Below are 17,733 nucleotides of genomic sequence, written 5' to 3' on the forward strand. Positions count from 1 at the left end.
GCTACATCATTCGTTTCTTTCCAGCAGGGGAGCGATCTTCGCGGCGATGCGGGCGAAAATCCGTTCGGGAGCATCCATGCCTCCGGCTCCGTCCGAACAGTCCACCACCTGCAGGCCGGGATCGCACCGGGCACTGTCGATATAGACCTGCCGCACCCGCTCCTGCAGGGAGAGATCGGCTTCGTGTATGTCCTCGCCCCCCTTCAGATAATCGCGGTCGTCGCCCTGACGGGCTTCGGTGAGGCGGCGGCGCGTAAACTCGAACGGCACGTCGAGGAAGAGGGAAAGGTCGGGCCGGGGAAGACGGTTGTAGCCGAATTCCAGATCGAGAATCCAGCGGCGCAGGCTTTCGCGGGCCTCCCCCGTGAGTTTCGCGCACTGGAAGCCCACGTTGGAATAGACATAGCGGTCGAGAATCACGAATTTCCCGGCATCGAGCCATCCGCGGATCATCGGTCCGGCATCGGCCCGGTCGCCGGCATAGAGCAACGCCGCCACATAGGGATCGACGCTCTCCACCGATCCCAGCTCGCCCCGCAGGAAACGGGCGATCAGCTCCCCGTAAACGGGTGCGTCGAAACGCGGAAAATGGAGGTACTCGCATCCGAAACCGCGCTCCCGGAGCAGGCCCTGCAGCAACCGCACCTGTGTCGATTTTCCCGCTCCGTCCAGACCTTCCAATACAACCAGTGGCATAGTCGTCAGTAGTTTTATCATTCCGGACCGGCCTCCGCCGGTCCGTCCGTTGAACATCCCTTTTCCGCCGGCCACTACCGCAGCATGGCCAGCGCCCGCTCCACCCCGTCGGCCAATGCGTCCACCTCGGCCAGCGTATTGTAGAGGGCGAACGAGGCCCGGCACATTCCGGTCAGCCCGTAGTGGGTCATCACCGGCTCGGCACAATGGGTTCCCGTGCGGATCGCAATCCCCAGTTTGTCGAGGATCATGCCTATATCCGAGGGGTGGGTACCCTCGGCCGTGAAGGAGACGATACAGCACTTGTCGGGCGTCGTGCCGTAAATCCGCACACCGTCCAGCGCCTGCAACCGTTCGGTGGCATAACGCAGCAGGGCCCGTTCGTGTTCGGCCACGGCCTGCGGGTCGAACCCGGCAAGGTAGCGGATCGCCTCGGCCATGCCGATGGCCCCGATATAGTTGGCCGTACCCGCTTCGAACTTGAGCGGCAGCTCGGCATAGGTCGTTCCGTTGAACGTCACGGTCTGCACCATGTCGCCCCCCCCCATGAACGGGGGCATTTCGGCAAGGTATTTCTCCTTCCCGTACAACACGCCCACGCCCGTCGGCCCGTAAAGCTTATGCCCCGAAAAGGCATAAAAATCGCAGTCCAGCGCGGCGACATCCGCCCCGCCGTGGACGATGCCCTGGCACCCGTCGACCAGCACGGGCACGTCGGCCGCATGACACTCGGCGATGATGCGCCGCAGATCGGGCCGCGTGCCCAGCACGTTCGAAGCCTGCGTGACGGCCACGATCCGGGTGCGGCCGTCGATCAGCTCCGACAGCTTTTCCGCCTCCAGCCGCCCGTCGTCGTCGAACGGGAGCATCCGTATCTCGGCGCCCTTTCGTTCGCAGACCAGCTGCCAGGGCACGATGTTCGAATGGTGCTCCATCTCGGAGACGATCACGTTGTCGCCCCGGCCGATGTAACGCTCGGCGAAACTGTAAGCCACCAGATTGATTCCGGCCGTGGCTCCCGCCGTAAAGACCACCTCCGAACGGCTTCCGGCACCGATGAAGGCCCGCACCGTCTCGCGGGCCTTTTCGTAAAGGGCCGTACTCTCCTCGCTCAGATAATGAACGCCCCGGTGGACGTTGGCATTCAGCTCGCGGTGCAGGCGGTCGACCTCCCCGATCACCCGCAGCGGCTTCTGGGCCGTGGCCCCGCTGTCGAGATAGACCAGCGGACGGCCGTGTACCGAACGGCCGAGAATCGGAAAATCGGCCCGTATTTTCTCCAGATCGAGCATCGCTATATCGTCGCTATTTTGTTTTCCGCCTGCGCGGTCATCCAGTCGCAGAAGCCCTCGCAGCAGCAATGGGAGATAATGTCGTTCACGAAACCGTGCAACTGAAGACGCCGGGCCTCCTCCAGCCCGATACCCCGCTGGCGCATGTAGTAGATCGCCTCCGTGTCGAGCTGTCCCACGGTAGCCCCGTGGCTGCATTTCACGTCGTCGGCATAGATTTCCAGCTGGGGGCGCGTGTAGATATGCGCCGCAGGGCTCAACAACAGATTACGGCTCTGCTGGAAAGCATCGGTCCGCTGGGCGTCCTGCGCCACGTAGACCCGTCCCGTAAAGGAGCCCTCGGCCTCGCCGGAAGCCACCCCCTTGACCAGTTCGTAGCTGCGGCATTCGGGTGCCAGATGGTTGACGGTCACCCCCACGTCGCAGCGTTCCCGCCCGCCGTGCAGATAGAGACCGTACAGACGCGCTTCGGCTTCCCGGCCCGTCAGATCGGTCGTGTAGTCGAGCCGGGCGGTTCCCCGCCCCAGGTCCACCGTATGAATCTCGCAGCGGCTCCCGGCCTCCTGCCGCACGTAGCTGCCCAGCAGCAGATGGCTGCCCTGCGCGAAATCGCACACCTCGGTCAGATGGACGTCGGCACCTTCGCCCACACACACCTCGCGGATGTAGTCGGCCAGACAGGAACCTCCTGCAGGTCGCCCGCCCGTATGGACGAACTGTATCCGGGCCCGGCATCCGGCCCCGAAAACGAGCAGCGTGCGGCCGAAACCCATCACATCCTCGTCTCCGGCCGCATAACGGTGTTCGATAAGAATCGGCTCGTCCAACTGCACGCCGGCCGGGATACAGACGAAACTGCCGTCCTGCATGAATGCGCTGTTGAGCGCCGTGAGCGATGCCCCCTTGTTGTCTGCGACCGTGTTGTAGTACGGAAGCGCGAGCCCCTCACCCTCCTGCAGGGCGACCCGGAGCGAGCCGTACACCACTCCGTTCTCCAACCGCCGCAACCCCGCGCCCTCCGGGCAGAAGCCGTTGCCGACCTCGATTCCGTACCGGGCCGAGGGGAAATTCTCCGTCCGCCGGGAATCCGTCCGCACCGGGGTGAAGTAGTGTTCCCACTCCCGGCTGCCGAACAGCGTTTTCAGGTCGCTCAACCCGTAGCGTTCGTCTTTCCTTCCGGGGATACCCGCCAGATTGAACGCCTCGATATACTCCCGCCGCTGGCCGTTCAGGACTGCGGGAAAACCCTCGCCCACGATATCCACATTGGCGATATAGAGGTCCAGCAGCCGTTGTTCCACAGATCGGTTCATGGCCTATTGGTATTGGTTGATCAGCCAGTCGTAGCCCTCGGCTTCGAGCTTCAGGGCCAGTTCCTTCGTGCCGGAATAGATGATCCGTCCCTTGTAGAGCACATGCACGTAGTCGGGCACGATATAGTCCAGCAGACGCTGGTAATGGGTGATGACGATCGTGGCATTGTCGGGCCGGCGCAGTTTGGTCACGCCCGTAGCCACGATCCGCAGGGCGTCGATGTCCAGTCCGCTGTCCGTCTCGTCCAGAATGGCCAGCTTCGGTTCGAGCATCGCCATCTGGAAAATCTCGTTCTTCTTCTTCTCTCCTCCCGAGAACCCTTCGTTCACGGCCCGGGTGGTCAGTTTGCTGTCCAACTCCACGATCTTCCCCTTTTCGCGCATCATACGCAGGAAATCGGTCGAGGAGAGCGGATCGAGACCGAGGTACTTGCGGCGCTCGTTGACGGCCACCTTCATGAAGTTGGCCATGCTGACCCCCGGAATCTCCACCGGATACTGGAACCCGAGGAAAAGTCCCGCCCGGGCACGGTCCTCGATACTCATCTCCAGCAGGTTCATCCCCTCGAAAGTCACTTCGCCCCCGGTGACCTCGAACTTTTCGTTCCCGGCCAGCACCGAGGCCAGCGTACTCTTTCCCGAACCGTTGGGCCCCATGATGGCATGCACCTCCCCGGCCCGCACCGAAAGGTCGATGCCCCGCAGAATCTCCTTATTGTCCACACTGCAATGCAGGTTCTTGACTTCCAACATATCTCGATAGTTTTATCATTTTTCCTGTTTTCCGTTTCCCCTCCGGCCCGGTCGCCCGGACACAGCCGTCTCCGGCCGGAAGAGAGCCGCTATCCGACGGAGCCCTCCAGACTGATCGACAGCAGTTTCTGCGCCTCGATCGCAAATTCCATCGGCAGTTTGTTGAGCACCTCCCGGGCATAGCCCCCCACGATCAGCGCCACGGCATCCTCCGTCGAAAGCCCCCGCTGGTTGCAGTAGAAAAGCTGGTCCTCGCTGATCTTGGAGGTCGTGGCCTCGTGTTCCACCACGGCGCTCTTGTTCTCCACCTCCAGATAGGGGAACGTATGCGCCCCGCAGCGGTCGCCGATCAGGAGCGAATCGCACTGCGAATAGTTGCGAGCGCCTTCGGCCTTGCGCGAGACCTTCACCAGCCCCCGGTAACTGTTCTGGCTGCGGCCGGCCGAAATGCCTTTCGATACGATCCGGCTGCGGGTATTGCGCCCCAGATGGATCATCTTCGTTCCCGTGTCGGCCTGCTGGAAGTTGTTGGTCAGGGCCACCGAATAGAACTCGCCCACGCTGTTATCCCCGGCCAGGATGCAACTGGGGTATTTCCAGGTGATGGCCGATCCGGTCTCCACCTGCGTCCACGACAGGCGGGCATTTTCGCCCCGGCAGATTCCCCGCTTGGTCACGAAATTGTAGATTCCGCCCTTGCCGTCCTTGTCGCCGGGGTACCAGTTCTGCACCGTGGAATACTTCACCTCGGCATCCTTCATCACGACGATCTCCACGACGGCGGCATGCAGTTGGTTTTCGTCCCGGCGGGGCGCCGTACATCCCTCCAGATAGCTCACATAGGCGGCCTCGTCGGCCACGATCAGCGTCCGTTCGAACTGTCCCGTCCCGGCCGCATTGATCCGGAAATAGGTGCTCAGTTCCATCGGGCAGCGCACCCCCTTGGGAATATAGCAGAACGAACCGTCGGAAAAGACGGCCGCGTTCAGGGCGGCGAAAAAATTGTCGGTATAGGGCACCACGCTGCCCAGATATTTGCGCACCAGATCGGGATAGTCCCGGATCGCCTCGCTCATCGAACAGAAGACGATACCCAGCTCGGAGAGTGTATCCTTGAAAGTGGTCTTCACCGACACCGAATCCATCACGGCATCGACGGCCACCCCGGCCAGCGCCATCCGTTCTTCGAGCGGAATGCCGAGCTTCTCGAACGTGGCCAGCAACTCCGGGTCCACCTCGTCCAGGCTGCTGTACTTGGGCGCGGTGCGGGGCGCGGCATAATAGATGATGTCCTGATAGTCGATCTCCGGAATGTCCAGATGGGCCCAAGAGGGCATCGTGAGCGTCTTCCAGTGTTCATAGGCCTTCAGTCGGTACTCGGTCATCCACTCGGGCTCCCCCTTCTTGGCCGAAATCAGCCGCACGATCTCCTCGCTGAGGCCCCGGGGAATGGTGTCGGTCTCTATGTCGGTCACGAAGCCGTATTTGTACTCCTGCCCCGTGATATCGTTCAGTATCTGATTCTGATCTTCCATACTCATGCAATAGATGGCAAAGTTAATGATCTGGAAAGAGAGTGCAAAATTTTCACCAAAAATAAACAAGGAGGGCAGGATATGCTCCTGCCCTCCGTACAGTCCGCCGTCACACCCCTACTGAGCGGGCTGCTGCGGCATGTTTTTGAACATTTCGTTGTACTTGTTGTACTTCTCCATGATGCCCGGCTCGTCACGCAGGCGGAAACATACGTTCTTGAGAAGTTCGACCGTAGCCGGTTCCTTCGGATTGAGCTCGAGGGCCAGTTCCAGCGGAGCGATAGACTTGGCATACACGGCATTGACGGCAGCCAGCGCCTCGTTGTACTCGTTCTGGCTATCGTACTGACGGGCATTCATCTCCTTGTTCATCTCGTCACCCTTCTTGATGTAGAGAAGCCCCAGGTTGAAATGGGCGCCGAAATCCTTCGGCATCAGTTCGGCCGCCTTGGCGAAGGCCTCGATCGACTTGTCGGGCTGACCGAGCTTATCGTAGATACGGCCCAGACCGCTCCACAGATCGGGATTCTTCGGATCGTTCTCGATCGACTTCTGCACGATGGGGATGATCTCCTGCGGATCGCCGCCTCCGTTGGCGTAGAAGCTGAGCAGGTAGGTCACGATATTGGTGTTCTTGGGATACTTGGCCAGACCGTCCAGCAGAATCTGCTTGGCATTGACCGTATCCTTCATCCCGTTGTAGCAATAGTACATCAGGTAATAGATGTCGCCGTTGTTCTCGTAACCGAGGTCCTTGGCGACCTTCAGGTTTTTCGCACCGTTCTTGTAGTCGTTGGCCATCGTGTAGAGGTAGCCGGCATTGAAGATGGCGGCCGTGTCGATCCGGTTCAGTGCGGGATGTTTCTCAATGTCGTACGCCTTGCGGAACAGGCTGGCCGCATTCTTGTATTTGACCAGCGAATAGGCGTTCTGGGCATCCTGCTTGTAAGCGTTCACCAACGCCTCCATGTCGTCTTTCACCTTGGCATTCTTGTCCATTTCATACGCCTTCGCATAGGCTTCGTAAGCGGTTCCCAGCGGGTTTTCGGCCAGCTTCAGCGTCTGCTCCCACATCACGATCTGCCCCTTGTCGTCCGCATAGGCGCGGAAATAGGGGAAGCGCAGCGACTTGTAGTTCACATCGCCGATCTGCTTCGGAGAGGTTTTGGGCTTGCCGAACATAATGGTCGCGGCCTTTTCGTCCATTCCGGCATACAGGCCGGCCGTGGGCGCCGTGGCGGCTTCGTAATAGGCCTTTCCGCGGGTGATCCACGTAGCGGGCTTCGCATTCTTTTTGGGGTTCTGAATATCGGCGTCCGATTTGGCCAGTTTTTTCTTGATACCTTCCTCGTCGACCTTCATCTGAGCCTGTGCAACCGTAGCCGATACCAAAAGGGCCATGGCTGCCATTACAAGTGTCCGTTTCATATCCGTTGCGTTTTAGTTGTTGTTAATCGTTTATTCCTGGGCGGTTTCCGGAGCACTCGCCGCTCCTTCCCCCTGATTTTCCGTAGTTTCGGCGGCAGGAGCCTCTTCCGGCTCTTCGCTCTTGGGCACGGCCATCACCGAAGCTATCTGGTCGCCGTTGCGCAGGTTGATCACCTTCACGCCCTGCGTCGCCCGGCCGGCCAGACGGATATCCGTCACGGCCGTGCGGATCGTGATACCGCTGCGGTTGATGATCATCAGGTCGTTCTCGTCGTCCACGGCCTGAATGGAGATCAGCTTGCCGGTCTTCTCCGTGATCTGGATCGTCTTCACGCCCTTTCCGCCCCGGTTGGTGATCCGGTAGTCGTCCAGATCGGTACGTTTGCCGTATCCGTTCTCGCTCAGCACCAGAATATCCTTCTTGTTCTCGGGTTCGACACAAACCATGCCGATCACTTCGTCGCCCTCCTCGATACTGATGCCTTTCACTCCGGCACCCGTCCGTCCGATCGCCCGCACGGTATTCTCCGGGAACCGGATCGCCTTGCCCTCCCGGGCGGCGATCAGTATCTCGGCGTGCCCGCTGGTCAGCGCCGCGTCGATCAGTTCGTCGCCTTCCTTGATCGTGATGGCGTTCACACCGTTCTGGCGGGGACGGGAATAGGCCTCCAGTTTCGTCTTCTTGATGACGCCCTCCTTGGTGCACATCACGATATAGTTGTTGTCCACGTACTCCTTGTCGTCCAGGCGGCGCACGTTGATATAGGCGCGCACCTTGTCGTCCGGCTCGATCTGGATCACGTTCTGGATGGCCCGGCCCTTCGATGCCCGCGTGCCTTCCGGAATGGCATAGACCTTCAGCCAGTAGCAACGCCCCTTCTCCGTGAAGAAAAGCATCGTGTTGTGCATCGTGGTGACGTAGATATGCTCGATGAAGTCCTCGTCCCGGGTGGCGCTGCCCTTGACTCCCACCCCGCCCCGGTTCTGGGTGCGGTATTCGGCCAGCGGCGTGCGTTTGATATATCCCATGTGCGAAATGGTGATGACCATTTCGTCGTCGGCATAGAAATCCTCCGGATTGAACTCCTCGGCGCTGAAGACCACTTCGGTCTTGCGTTCGTCGCCGTATTTTTCCTTCATCTCCAGCAACTCGTCCTTGATGATTTTCATCTGGAGCGGTTCGCTGGCCAGCACTTCGTTGTAGTATTCGATCATCTTGCACAGGGCGTCGTACTCGTCCTGAATCTTATGACGCTCCAGACCGGTCAGGGCCCGCAGCCGCATCTCGATGATGGCCGACGCCTGCGCCTCGCTCAGCCCGAAACGCTCCATGAGGGAGGCTTTGGCGATGTCGGGCGTATCCGATCCCCGGATGATCGAGATGATCTCGTCGATATGGTCGAGGGCGATCAGCAATCCCTGCAGGATATGGGCCCGTTTCTCGGCCTGCGCCAGATCGTACCGCGTACGGCGCACCACCACGTCGTGACGGTGCCGTACGAAATGGTGGATCAGATCCCTCAGGTTCAGCATCACGGGCCGTCCGTCCACCAGAGCGATGTTGTTTACCGGGAAGACCGACTGGAGCTGCGTGTATTTATAGAGCGTGTTGAGCACGACGCTCGCCACGGCATCCTGTTTGAGGATCACCACGATACGCATACCGCTCCGGTCGCTCTCGTCGTTGATGTAGGAGATGCCCTCTATCTTCTTCTCGTTGATCAGGTCGGCGATCTTCTTGATCATCTCGGCCTTGTTGACCATGTAGGGAATCTCGGTGATGACGATACACTCACGTCCGCTGTGGGTATGCTCGATCTCCGACTTGGCCCGGATCACCACACGGCCGCGTCCCGTCTCGAACGCCTCGCGCACCCCTTCGTAGCCGTAGATGATACCGCCCGTGGGGAAGTCGGGAGCCTTGACGTATTTGAGCAGGTCGGCCACCTCGATCTCCGGATTGTCGATATAGGCACACGTGGCGTCCACCACCTCCGAGAGGTTGTGGGGCGGCATGTTCGTCGCCATACCCACCGCGATACCCGACGTTCCGTTGACCAGCAACAGGGGAATTTTCGTGGGCAGCACGGTCGGCTCGGGAATCGTATCGTCGAAGTTGAGCGTGAAATCCACCGTATCCTTCTCGATATCGGCCATCACCTCGTCGGCGATCTTCTTCATGCGGGCCTCGGTATAACGCATGGCGGCCGGCGAGTCGCCGTCCACCGAACCGAAGTTACCCTGCCCGTCCACCAGCGGATAGCGCATGCTCCACTCCTGGGCCATGCGCACCATGGCGTCGTAAACCGACGAGTCGCCGTGGGGGTGGAACTTACCCAGCACGTCGCCGACGATACGGGCCGATTTACGATGGGGTTTATCCGAGTAGAGATTCAGTTCGTTGCTCATGTCGTACAAAATCCGGCGGTGAACCGGCTTCAGCCCGTCCCTCACATCGGGCAGCGCACGAGAGACGATCACCGACATCGAATAGTCGATATAGGCGGTCTTCATCTCCTCCTCGATATTGATCTTAATGATCTTTCCTTCTTCTGACATAATATTTAAGTGACAACCAATAGTTTACTTCCGAACGTCACGGACCTTTCCCCGTCCGGCCCCGATCGTGCCGCCGATACGCCGGAAAGTCCCGTCTATAACTGTGCTAAGGTACTGATAATTTATCGAACGGCAAAAAATTTCTATCGAAAATCTATTATCTCGAACCCTTTGTAGCGGCTGCGGTCGAAGACGAAAACGGCCGGGTCGGCCGCGGCGCCGGGAACGATCCGGTCGATGCCGATCCCTATCGGCGCATCGCTCCCCTCCAGCCGGTAGGAGAGTCTCACGGGCAGGCCCGTCGCACGGTCCACATCCAGCGTCACTTCACTAAGTCCCAACGTTTTGTCGGAAGGGTGCAGCACGACCTCGTCGCAACGTTTGCCGTCCGCCGTCGCCTCGCCCCGGTAAGCGTGCGTAAAGGCCCCGTCCAGAAACTCGAAGGCGCGCGTGGGATTCGAGAGGATATTGCGGTCGGCGGGATCGACCCGGTCGAGGGTCACCTCCCGGTCGGCACCGCTCACTTCGTATTTGAGCTTGCCGTCGCAGTAAATCTCGCGGTCCTCCACGGTGATATAGTATTTGTCCCCGTTCACCAGGTAATACCCCTCTATCTGCTGAGGCGCGAGGCCGGGCACGTACACCGTAAACTCCACCCGATAGTTGCCGTATCCCCCGATCAGGGAGGAGAGCCGGTCCAGCAGAGCGGACGAGCGTTCGTCAGCCCCCGCAACAACGGCGGTCAGACACAGCATGGTCATCAAAATACACTTTTTCATCTTGTCCGAACGATTTTAACGTGTTCTGCCCGGGTCAGAGCTGCCCCAGATTCGAAAGCAGCATCTCCAGCGACTGCATGTCGCTGATGAGCACTTCGCGCGGCTTGCTGCCCTCGGCACGCCCTACGATGCCCGCGCCTTCGATCTGGTCCATGATCCGCCCCGCCCGGTTGTAGCCGATCGAGAAACGGCGCTGGATGGAGGAGGTCGACCCCTGCTGGTTCTGCACCACGAAACGGGCCACCTCCTCGAACATCGGGTCGAGCTGCCCCATGTCGGCATTCTTCACCGGACCGCCGCCATCCTCGGGCGTATATTCCGGCAGTTCATAGGCCGAAGGGTACCCTCTCTGGTTGCCGATGAATTCGGTCATGCGCTCCACTTCGGGCGTGTCGATGAAGGCACACTGCACGCGGGTGACATCGCTGCCCGTAGAGACGAGCATGTCTCCGCGGCCGATCAGCTGATTGGCCCCCGGCTGGTCGAGAATCGTGCGCGAGTCGATCATGGAGGTCACCCGGAAAGCGATCCGCGCAGGGAAGTTGGCCTTGATAAGCCCCGTGATGATATTGGTCGTAGGACGCTGGGTGGCGATCACCAGGTGGATACCCACGGCACGGGCCAGCTGCGCCAGCCGGGCGATCGGCGTCTCGATCTCCCGTCCGGCGGTCATGATCATGTCGGCGAACTCGTCGATAATCACCACGATATAGGGCAGGAAACGGTGTCCTTTCGCGGGATTGAGCCTCCGTTTGGTGAACTTCTCGTTATATTCCTTGATATTCCGCACTTCGGCCTTGCGCAGCAGGTCGTAGCGGTTGTCCATCTCGATGCAGAGCGAATTGAGCGTGTAGATCACCTTGTGGGTGTCGGTGATGATGGCATCGTCCTCGCCGGGCATTTTCGCCAGAAAATGCTTCTCCAGCTTGGCGTAAAGCGTCAGTTCCACCTTTTTCGGATCGACCAGCACCAGTTTCAGCTCGGAGGGGTGTTTCTTGTAGAGCAGCGAGGCGAGGATCGCGTTCAGACCCACCGATTTGCCCTGTCCTGTGGCCCCGGCCATCAGCAGGTGGGGCATCTTGGCCAGGTCGATCACGTAGGTTTCGTTCTGGATCGTCTTCCCGAGCACGACGGGCAGGTCGTATTTCGACTCCTGGAACTTCATCGACTTGATGACCGAATACATCGACACCACCTCCTTGTCCTTGTTGGGCACCTCGATCCCGATGGTTCCCTTGCCGGGCATCGGGGCGATGATGCGGATACCGAGCGCCGAGAGGCTTAGGGCGATGTCGTCCTCCAGGTTCTTGATCTTGGAGATGCGCACGCCGGGAGCCGGCACGATCTCGTAAAGGGTGACCGTAGGACCGATCGTGGCCTTGATTTTCTGGATGCTGATGCCGAAGTTCTCCAGCGTCTCGATGATGCGGTTCTTGTTTTCGTATATCTCCTCCTCGGTCACCCGCACGTCCACGCTGTGGTCCTCGAGAATCTCGACCGGAGGACGCTGGTATTTCGAAAGCTCCCGCGTGGGGTCGTAGAGGCTGTTCTCGATCTCGTCGTCTTCGAGCAGCACGTCCTTCTTGGCCGCCACGACGATCTCCATGCCGTCGTCCGACTTCACGAAACGTCCGTTGGCCGCCGACTCCACCACTCCGCCAACCGACAGGGGCGCCGCATCGGACTTCTCCACGATCTCGAAACCGTCCCCCGCCGCCGGGGTCCGTTCCTCCCACGGAGCGGGCTCCGGCTCCTGTTCCGAACCTTCGCCTCCTTCCGTAAGGTCGATCACTTCGGCCCCCCCGTCCCCGCTTTCCGCACGCTCCGGCACCGCAGCCGTTCCGTTCTCCTCAGCGCTTTCCTTCACGCGGACCACCTTGAACACGCCGTCCTCCTCTTCCTGCCGCTCCCGCAGGTCGGTGATCTCGAAGCCGGAATCGCCCTCGATCTTCTTGTCGACCACCAGCACGTCGTCCAGCAACCCGCTGCGCACGGCCTCCGGCGTCAGCGGAATCTCCTTCGGGCCGACCGGCACCGGTTCGGGTTCCGGCTCCGCACTTCGTTCCGGCTGCGGACGGGATACGGCAGCACTCTTCTCCCCGCCTGCGGCCGGCAGTTTTCCGGAAGGAGTCTCCTTCCCCCCCTTTCCCAGACCGATATGCGGCACCAGGTCGGCCGCCTGACGCGTCACGGCCTCCCCGACCTTGGCACCGTTGTCCAGAATCTCCTTTCCCACGCGGTTCACCACGCGGATCGTGTTTCGGTTGACATAGACGGCCAGCAGCACCCACGCCAGCAACAGCAGCAGACCGGTTCCCAGACCGCCCAGATACGAGGCGATCCATCCGGAGATCAGGATACCGTGGGCACCGCCCAACCCCGTTCCGAAAACGGCCCATTTCGACCCGAAAAGAAATCCGAGAGAGAGCGAACCGAGAATCATCACGATCAGCGACAGGCGGACGGACTTGCGCAGGAAGAGCGGACGGTAGCGCATGATACGCAACGAGAGGATCATCAGCACCACGGGGATGGCGATCCCGAAGAGACCGAACCACTCTCCCACGATCCAATGGCCCAGCAGGGCGCCGACCTTGCCGCCGTTGTTGAGCACCGCCACGTCTCCCTCCCAGAGCGAACCGCCCCGGACGGCCCCCTGGTCGTCGGCCCAGTAGAAATAGTAGGAGACGACCGACAGCAGCACGAACAGCGAAAAAAACAGCAGCGTGAAGCCATAGACCCACCGCTGGTTGTCGGTCAGTCCCCTGCGTTCCTTCGCGGGCTCCTCGGCGCCCTTTCCTTTTTTCACCACCATATTATTCGCCGGAATCATCCGGTCCGTTTCAAATCAAACGATTCAAAGTTAATCTTTATTTCCGTGCAACCGCACTCTCCTCACAAATCGAGCCGCAAGGCCTGTTCGCTCTTGGAGACGATCCCGAGGCGGTAGGCCTCGTCCGATGCGGTGAAAAAACCGTACTCCGGCACATGGCTCTCCCCGGCGGCCAGCCCCCTCTCCTCCAGCAACTGGGCCACGCGCCGCTCCACGGCGGGCGCCGGATCGACGAGCGTCACCCGACGGTCGCCGATCACCCGGCGCAGGGCTCCCGTCAGGAAGGGATAGTGCGTGCACCCCAGCACGATCCGGTCGGCCCCGGCCTCGAGCATGGGCTCCACCACCCGCCTCACGGTATCCACCGCTTCGGGACTCTCCTCCCGGTGCGCCTCGACCAGCTCCACGAATCCCTCGCCCACGGCCTCCAGTATCTTCACCCGGCCGGCATACCGTGCGGCCGTCTCCCGGTAGAGGCGTCCCTTCAGGGTTCCGGCCGTGGCCAGCACCCCGATCACGCCGCTCTCGGAGGAGAGCGCCGCCGGCTTCACGGCCGGCTCCATACCCACGAACGGCACCTCGTAGCGTGCCCGCAGGTAGTCGATCGCAGCGGCCGTCGCGGCATTGCAGGCCACGACCACCATTTTGGCACCCCGGCCGAGCAGCATCCGCACCGCCTCGTCCACATATCCGATCACATCTTCCCGGGGCTTCGGCCCGTAGGGACAATGCTTGCCGTCGCCGAAATAGCAGAGCGACTCCCGGGGAAGTTTCCTGCGAAGCTCCCGCCAGACGGAAAGTCCCCCCAATCCGGAATCGAATACGGCTATCGGCGCATCGTTCATCGGCCCTACCGTTTTGCGTTGGTCTCGATCCACTTGCGGGCGTTGACGAAGGCCTCGATCCAAGGCGACACCTCGTCCTGCGTCCGCTCCTCGGGATACCAGGCCCAGTTCCACGGACGGAGCGAACGCTCCAGGTGGGGCATCATGGCCAGATGGCGGCCGTCCGCGCTGACGATTCCGGCCACGTTGTAGTCGCTGCCGTTCGGGTTGGCCGGATAGGCTTCATAGGTATATTTCAGGGCTACGTTATAGTGTTCCTCTGCGTAGGGCAGGCGGAATTTTCCTTCCCCGTGCGCGATCCAGACACCCAGCCGGCTGCCGGCGAGCGAACCCAGCAAAACCGAATTGGACGGACGGACCTCCACGCCGACGAAGCCCGATTCGAACTTGTGGCTGTCGTTATGCAGCATCCGGGGCTTCTCCGCATCCGAAGGCGTAATCAGCCCCAGTTCGATCATCAGCTGGCAGCCGTTGCAGACGCCCAGCGACAGGGTGTCGGGACGCGCATAGAAGCGGTCGAGCGCCTGTTTGGCCTTTTCGTTGTAGAGAAAGGCTCCGGCCCATCCCTTGGCCGAACCCAGCACGTCCGAATTGGAGAAACCGCCCACGAACACGATCATGTTGACATCCTCGAGCGTCTCGCGGCCCGACACGAGGTCGGTCATGTGTACGTCCTTCACGTCCATTCCGGCCAGATACATGCACCAGGCCATCTCCCGGTCGCACTGGCATCCCTTCTCGCGGATGATCGCCGCCCGGATACCCGTCTTCGCCTTACGGTGCGGGTCGATACCGTACCGGGCATACTTCCCGGTGAAACCCTCCGGGAACTTATAAACCAGTTCCTGATTCTTGTAATTCGTGTAGCGCTCCAGCGCCTTTTTCTCACCGCTCTGGCGACGGTCGAGCAGATAGGAGCTCTTGTACCAGAGATCGCGCAGGTGATCCACCAGCAGGTCGAACTCCACGCCCGCATTGGAGATGCGGAAACGGCGTTCGAAATTCACCTCACCGATCCGGAAGGCGTTCACGCCGGCCAGTTTCAACTCCTCGCATACCGACACGGCATCCTCCACCTGAAGCACCACAGCGGGCTTCTCGCTGAAAAGCAGCCTTACGATGTCCTTTTCGCCCAACACGTCCAGATCGAGCGACATGCCGCTGCGGTTGTCCGCGAAGGTCATCTCAAGCAGGGTCGTCACCAGACCTCCGGCCGACACGTCGTGACCGGCCAGCACCCGTCCCGCGGCGATCAGCCGCTGAACGGCCGCGAAACCTCCGGCGAAATAGTCTGCATCGGCCACCGTGGGAACATCCATGCCCACACGGCCTCTCAGTTGTCCGAAACTGCTGCCGCCCAGCCCGAATCCGCCTCCGCTCAAGTCGACGTAGACCAGCTGGCTCGGACGATGCTTCAGCGCGGGCGAAACCGTCTTCTTGATGTCCGACACCTCGGCCGCCGAGGTGATGATCACCGTACCGGGGGCATAGACGACCTCCCCGTCGGGATACTTCTGGGTCATCGACAGCGAATCCTTACCGGTCGGAATGTTGATCCCCAGCGCGATGGCGAAGTCGCTGGCCGCCTGTACGGCGTCGTAGAGCCGCGCATCCTCGCCCTCGTTCTTGCAGGGCCACATCCAGTTGGCGCTCAGCGACACACCCTCCAACCCGCAGGCGAGCGGCGCAAAGACGATATTGGTGAGCGCCTCGGCGATCGCCAGCACCGACCCTTTGCCCGGATCGGCCAGCGCCGCCACGGGGGCATGCCCGAGGGCGGTGGCGATACCCGACGTACCCTGGTAGTCCAGCGCCACCACGGCACAGTCGTTCAGCGGCAGCTGCACGGCTCCCGCGCACTGCTGCATGGCGATACGGCCCGTCACCGAACGGTCCACCTTGTTGGTCAGCCAGTCCTTGCAGGCCACTGCCTCGAGCTGAAGCAGCTCCTCGATATATTTCACCACGTTTCCGGGCGTGTATTCGATCTCGCCGAACGTCTCCTCCACATGGCGGTCGTTCATCACCGTGCGGGGCGCCTTGCCGAACATGTACTCCAGCGGCCAGTCGATCGGCTTCTCCCCCGTTTCGTTATTGACGAAGGTGAAACGGCCGTCTCCCGTCGCCTCGCCGATCACGTACATAGGCGACCGTTCGCGGTCGGCGATCCGGCGCAGATGGTCGATTTTCGTACGGTCGATCACCAGCCCCATGCGCTCCTGCGACTCGTTGCCCACGATCTCCCGGGCGCTCAGCGTGGGATCGCCCACGGGCAGCTGCTCCATGTCGATCCGGCCGCCGGTGGCCTCCACCAGCTCGCTCAGGCAGTTCAGATGGCCTCCGGCCCCGTGGTCGTGGATCGACACGATCGGATTGATATCCTCCTCGCTCACGGCGCGGATGGCGTTGTAGGCCCGTTTCTGCATCTCGGGGTTCGACCGCTGCACGGCGTTCAGTTCGATGTCGCTCTGGTACTCGCCCGTAGCCACCGACGAGACGGCGCCGCCGCCCATGCCGATGCGGTAGTTGTCGCCGCCCAGCAACACCACCGGATCGCCCGCCCGGGGTTCGTCCTTGATGCTGTCGACCTTCTTGCCGTAACCGACACCGCCGGCCTGCATGATGACCTTGTCGTACCCGTATTTCTTACCGTTCTCGAAATGTTCGAACGTGAGGAGCGAGCCGCAGATGAGCGGCTGGCCGAACTTGTTGCCGAAATCGGAAGCTCCGTTCGACGCCTTGATCAGGATGTCTTCGGGCGTCTGATACAGCCACGGACGCTCGGCAGTGTACTGTTCCCACGGACGGTCCGGCTCCGTGCGCGGATACGAAGTCATATAGACCGCCGTACCGGCCACGGGGAACGCCCCTTTTCCGCCGGCGATCCGGTCGCGTATCTCGCCGCCCGTTCCGGTAGCCGCCCCGTTGAACGGCTCCACGGTGGTGGGAAAGTTGTGCGTCTCGGCCTTGACCGAAATGACGCTCTCGAACTCCTTCGTCTCGAAATAGTCGGGCTTGTCGTGCGTGGCGGGCGCGAACTGCTCGGCCACGGGCCCCTGCAGGAACGCACAATTGTCCTTATAGGCCGACACCACCCGCCCCGGGTGGGTCGAAGTGGTCTTCTTTATCAGTTTGAAAAGGGTTTCGGGCTTCGTCCGGCCGTCGATCACGAACTCGCCGTTGAAAATCTTGTGGCGGCAGTGCTCCGAATTGACCTGCGAGAAGCCGAACACCTCGCTGTCGGTGAGCGGACGCCCCATCCGGCGGCTCACCTCGCGCAGATACTCCATCTCCTCGGCGCTCAGGGCCAGCCCCTCCTGCCGGTTATACTCCTCGATGTTCTCGATATACACCACGTCATCCGGACGTTTGTCCACAGTGAACACATCCTGACCGAGACCGTGATACCTGCGGTTCAGCATCGGGTCGAAGGCCGCGTTCTCCTCTTTCGTCCGGCGGAACTCCTCGATGCGGACGATCCCTTCGAGCCCCATGTTCTGGGTGATCTCCACGGCATTGGTGCTCCATGGCGTAATCATCTCCCGGCGGGGACCGATAAAGTCGCCCTCCACCGAGAGGGTATCGAGGTAGTCGGCATTCCCGAACAGCCATTTGAGGCGGGCGAGCCGTTCTCCGGAAAGTTCCGTTTTCGTCTGGACGGCGAACACGGTGTCGTCCTTACTGAAAAAAAGTATCATCA

The 17,733-nt window shown here is 61.0% G+C and carries 11 protein-coding genes; all 11 read right to left on the reverse strand.

Annotation, left to right across the window (positions count from 1 at the left end; all coding sequences use genetic code 11):
- Positions 1–6 precede the first annotated feature (6 nt).
- A complete protein-coding gene (locus INF32_RS06595) occupies positions 7–696 on the reverse strand; it encodes a dTMP kinase (RefSeq protein ID WP_226387566.1) in 690 nt (229 codons plus the stop codon).
- Between the two features lie 74 nt (positions 697–770).
- Positions 771–1,988 (reverse strand): aminotransferase class V-fold PLP-dependent enzyme, encoded by a 1,218-nt coding sequence (locus INF32_RS06600; RefSeq protein ID WP_226387567.1) that lies wholly within the window; start codon positions 1,986–1,988, stop codon positions 771–773.
- 2 nt (positions 1,989–1,990) lie between these two features.
- On the reverse strand, positions 1,991–3,301 hold the full coding sequence (sufD, locus tag INF32_RS06605; protein WP_226387568.1) for a Fe-S cluster assembly protein SufD: 1,311 nt from the start codon (positions 3,299–3,301) through the stop codon (positions 1,991–1,993).
- Positions 3,302–3,304: 3 nt separating this feature from the next.
- Positions 3,305–4,054 carry a Fe-S cluster assembly ATPase SufC gene (gene sufC, locus INF32_RS06610; RefSeq protein WP_226387569.1) on the reverse strand — a complete coding sequence of 250 codons (750 nt, stop codon included), beginning with the start codon at positions 4,052–4,054 and terminating at the stop codon, positions 3,305–3,307.
- A gap of 89 nt (positions 4,055–4,143) precedes the next feature.
- On the reverse strand, positions 4,144–5,595 hold the full coding sequence (gene sufB / locus INF32_RS06615; RefSeq protein ID WP_394368320.1) for a Fe-S cluster assembly protein SufB: 1,452 nt from the start codon (positions 5,593–5,595) through the stop codon (positions 4,144–4,146).
- 111 nt (positions 5,596–5,706) lie between these two features.
- Complete coding sequence (locus INF32_RS06620) at positions 5,707–7,017, reverse strand: tetratricopeptide repeat protein (protein ID WP_226387570.1); 1,311 nt, start codon at positions 7,015–7,017, stop codon at positions 5,707–5,709.
- 30 nt (positions 7,018–7,047) lie between these two features.
- Entirely contained in the window at positions 7,048–9,576 is a 2,529-nt protein-coding gene (gene gyrA / locus INF32_RS06625; RefSeq protein ID WP_226387571.1) for a DNA gyrase subunit A, read from the reverse strand.
- 143 nt (positions 9,577–9,719) lie between these two features.
- On the reverse strand, positions 9,720–10,355 hold the full coding sequence (locus INF32_RS06630) for a LolA family protein (protein ID WP_226387572.1): 636 nt from the start codon (positions 10,353–10,355) through the stop codon (positions 9,720–9,722).
- A gap of 34 nt (positions 10,356–10,389) precedes the next feature.
- Entirely contained in the window at positions 10,390–13,188 is a 2,799-nt protein-coding gene (locus INF32_RS06635; RefSeq protein ID WP_226387573.1) for an FtsK/SpoIIIE family DNA translocase, read from the reverse strand.
- Positions 13,189–13,250: 62 nt separating this feature from the next.
- Positions 13,251–14,033, reverse strand: a complete 783-nt coding sequence (gene murI, locus INF32_RS06640) for a glutamate racemase (RefSeq protein WP_226387574.1) — start codon at positions 14,031–14,033, stop codon at positions 13,251–13,253.
- 5 nt (positions 14,034–14,038) lie between these two features.
- Entirely contained in the window at positions 14,039–17,731 is a 3,693-nt protein-coding gene (gene purL / locus INF32_RS06645; RefSeq protein ID WP_226388120.1) for a phosphoribosylformylglycinamidine synthase, read from the reverse strand.
- Positions 17,732–17,733: the final 2 nt, after the last annotated feature.

Source organism: Gallalistipes aquisgranensis (assembly GCF_014982715.1).
Taxonomy (GTDB): Bacteria; Bacteroidota; Bacteroidia; order Bacteroidales; family Rikenellaceae; genus Gallalistipes; species Gallalistipes aquisgranensis.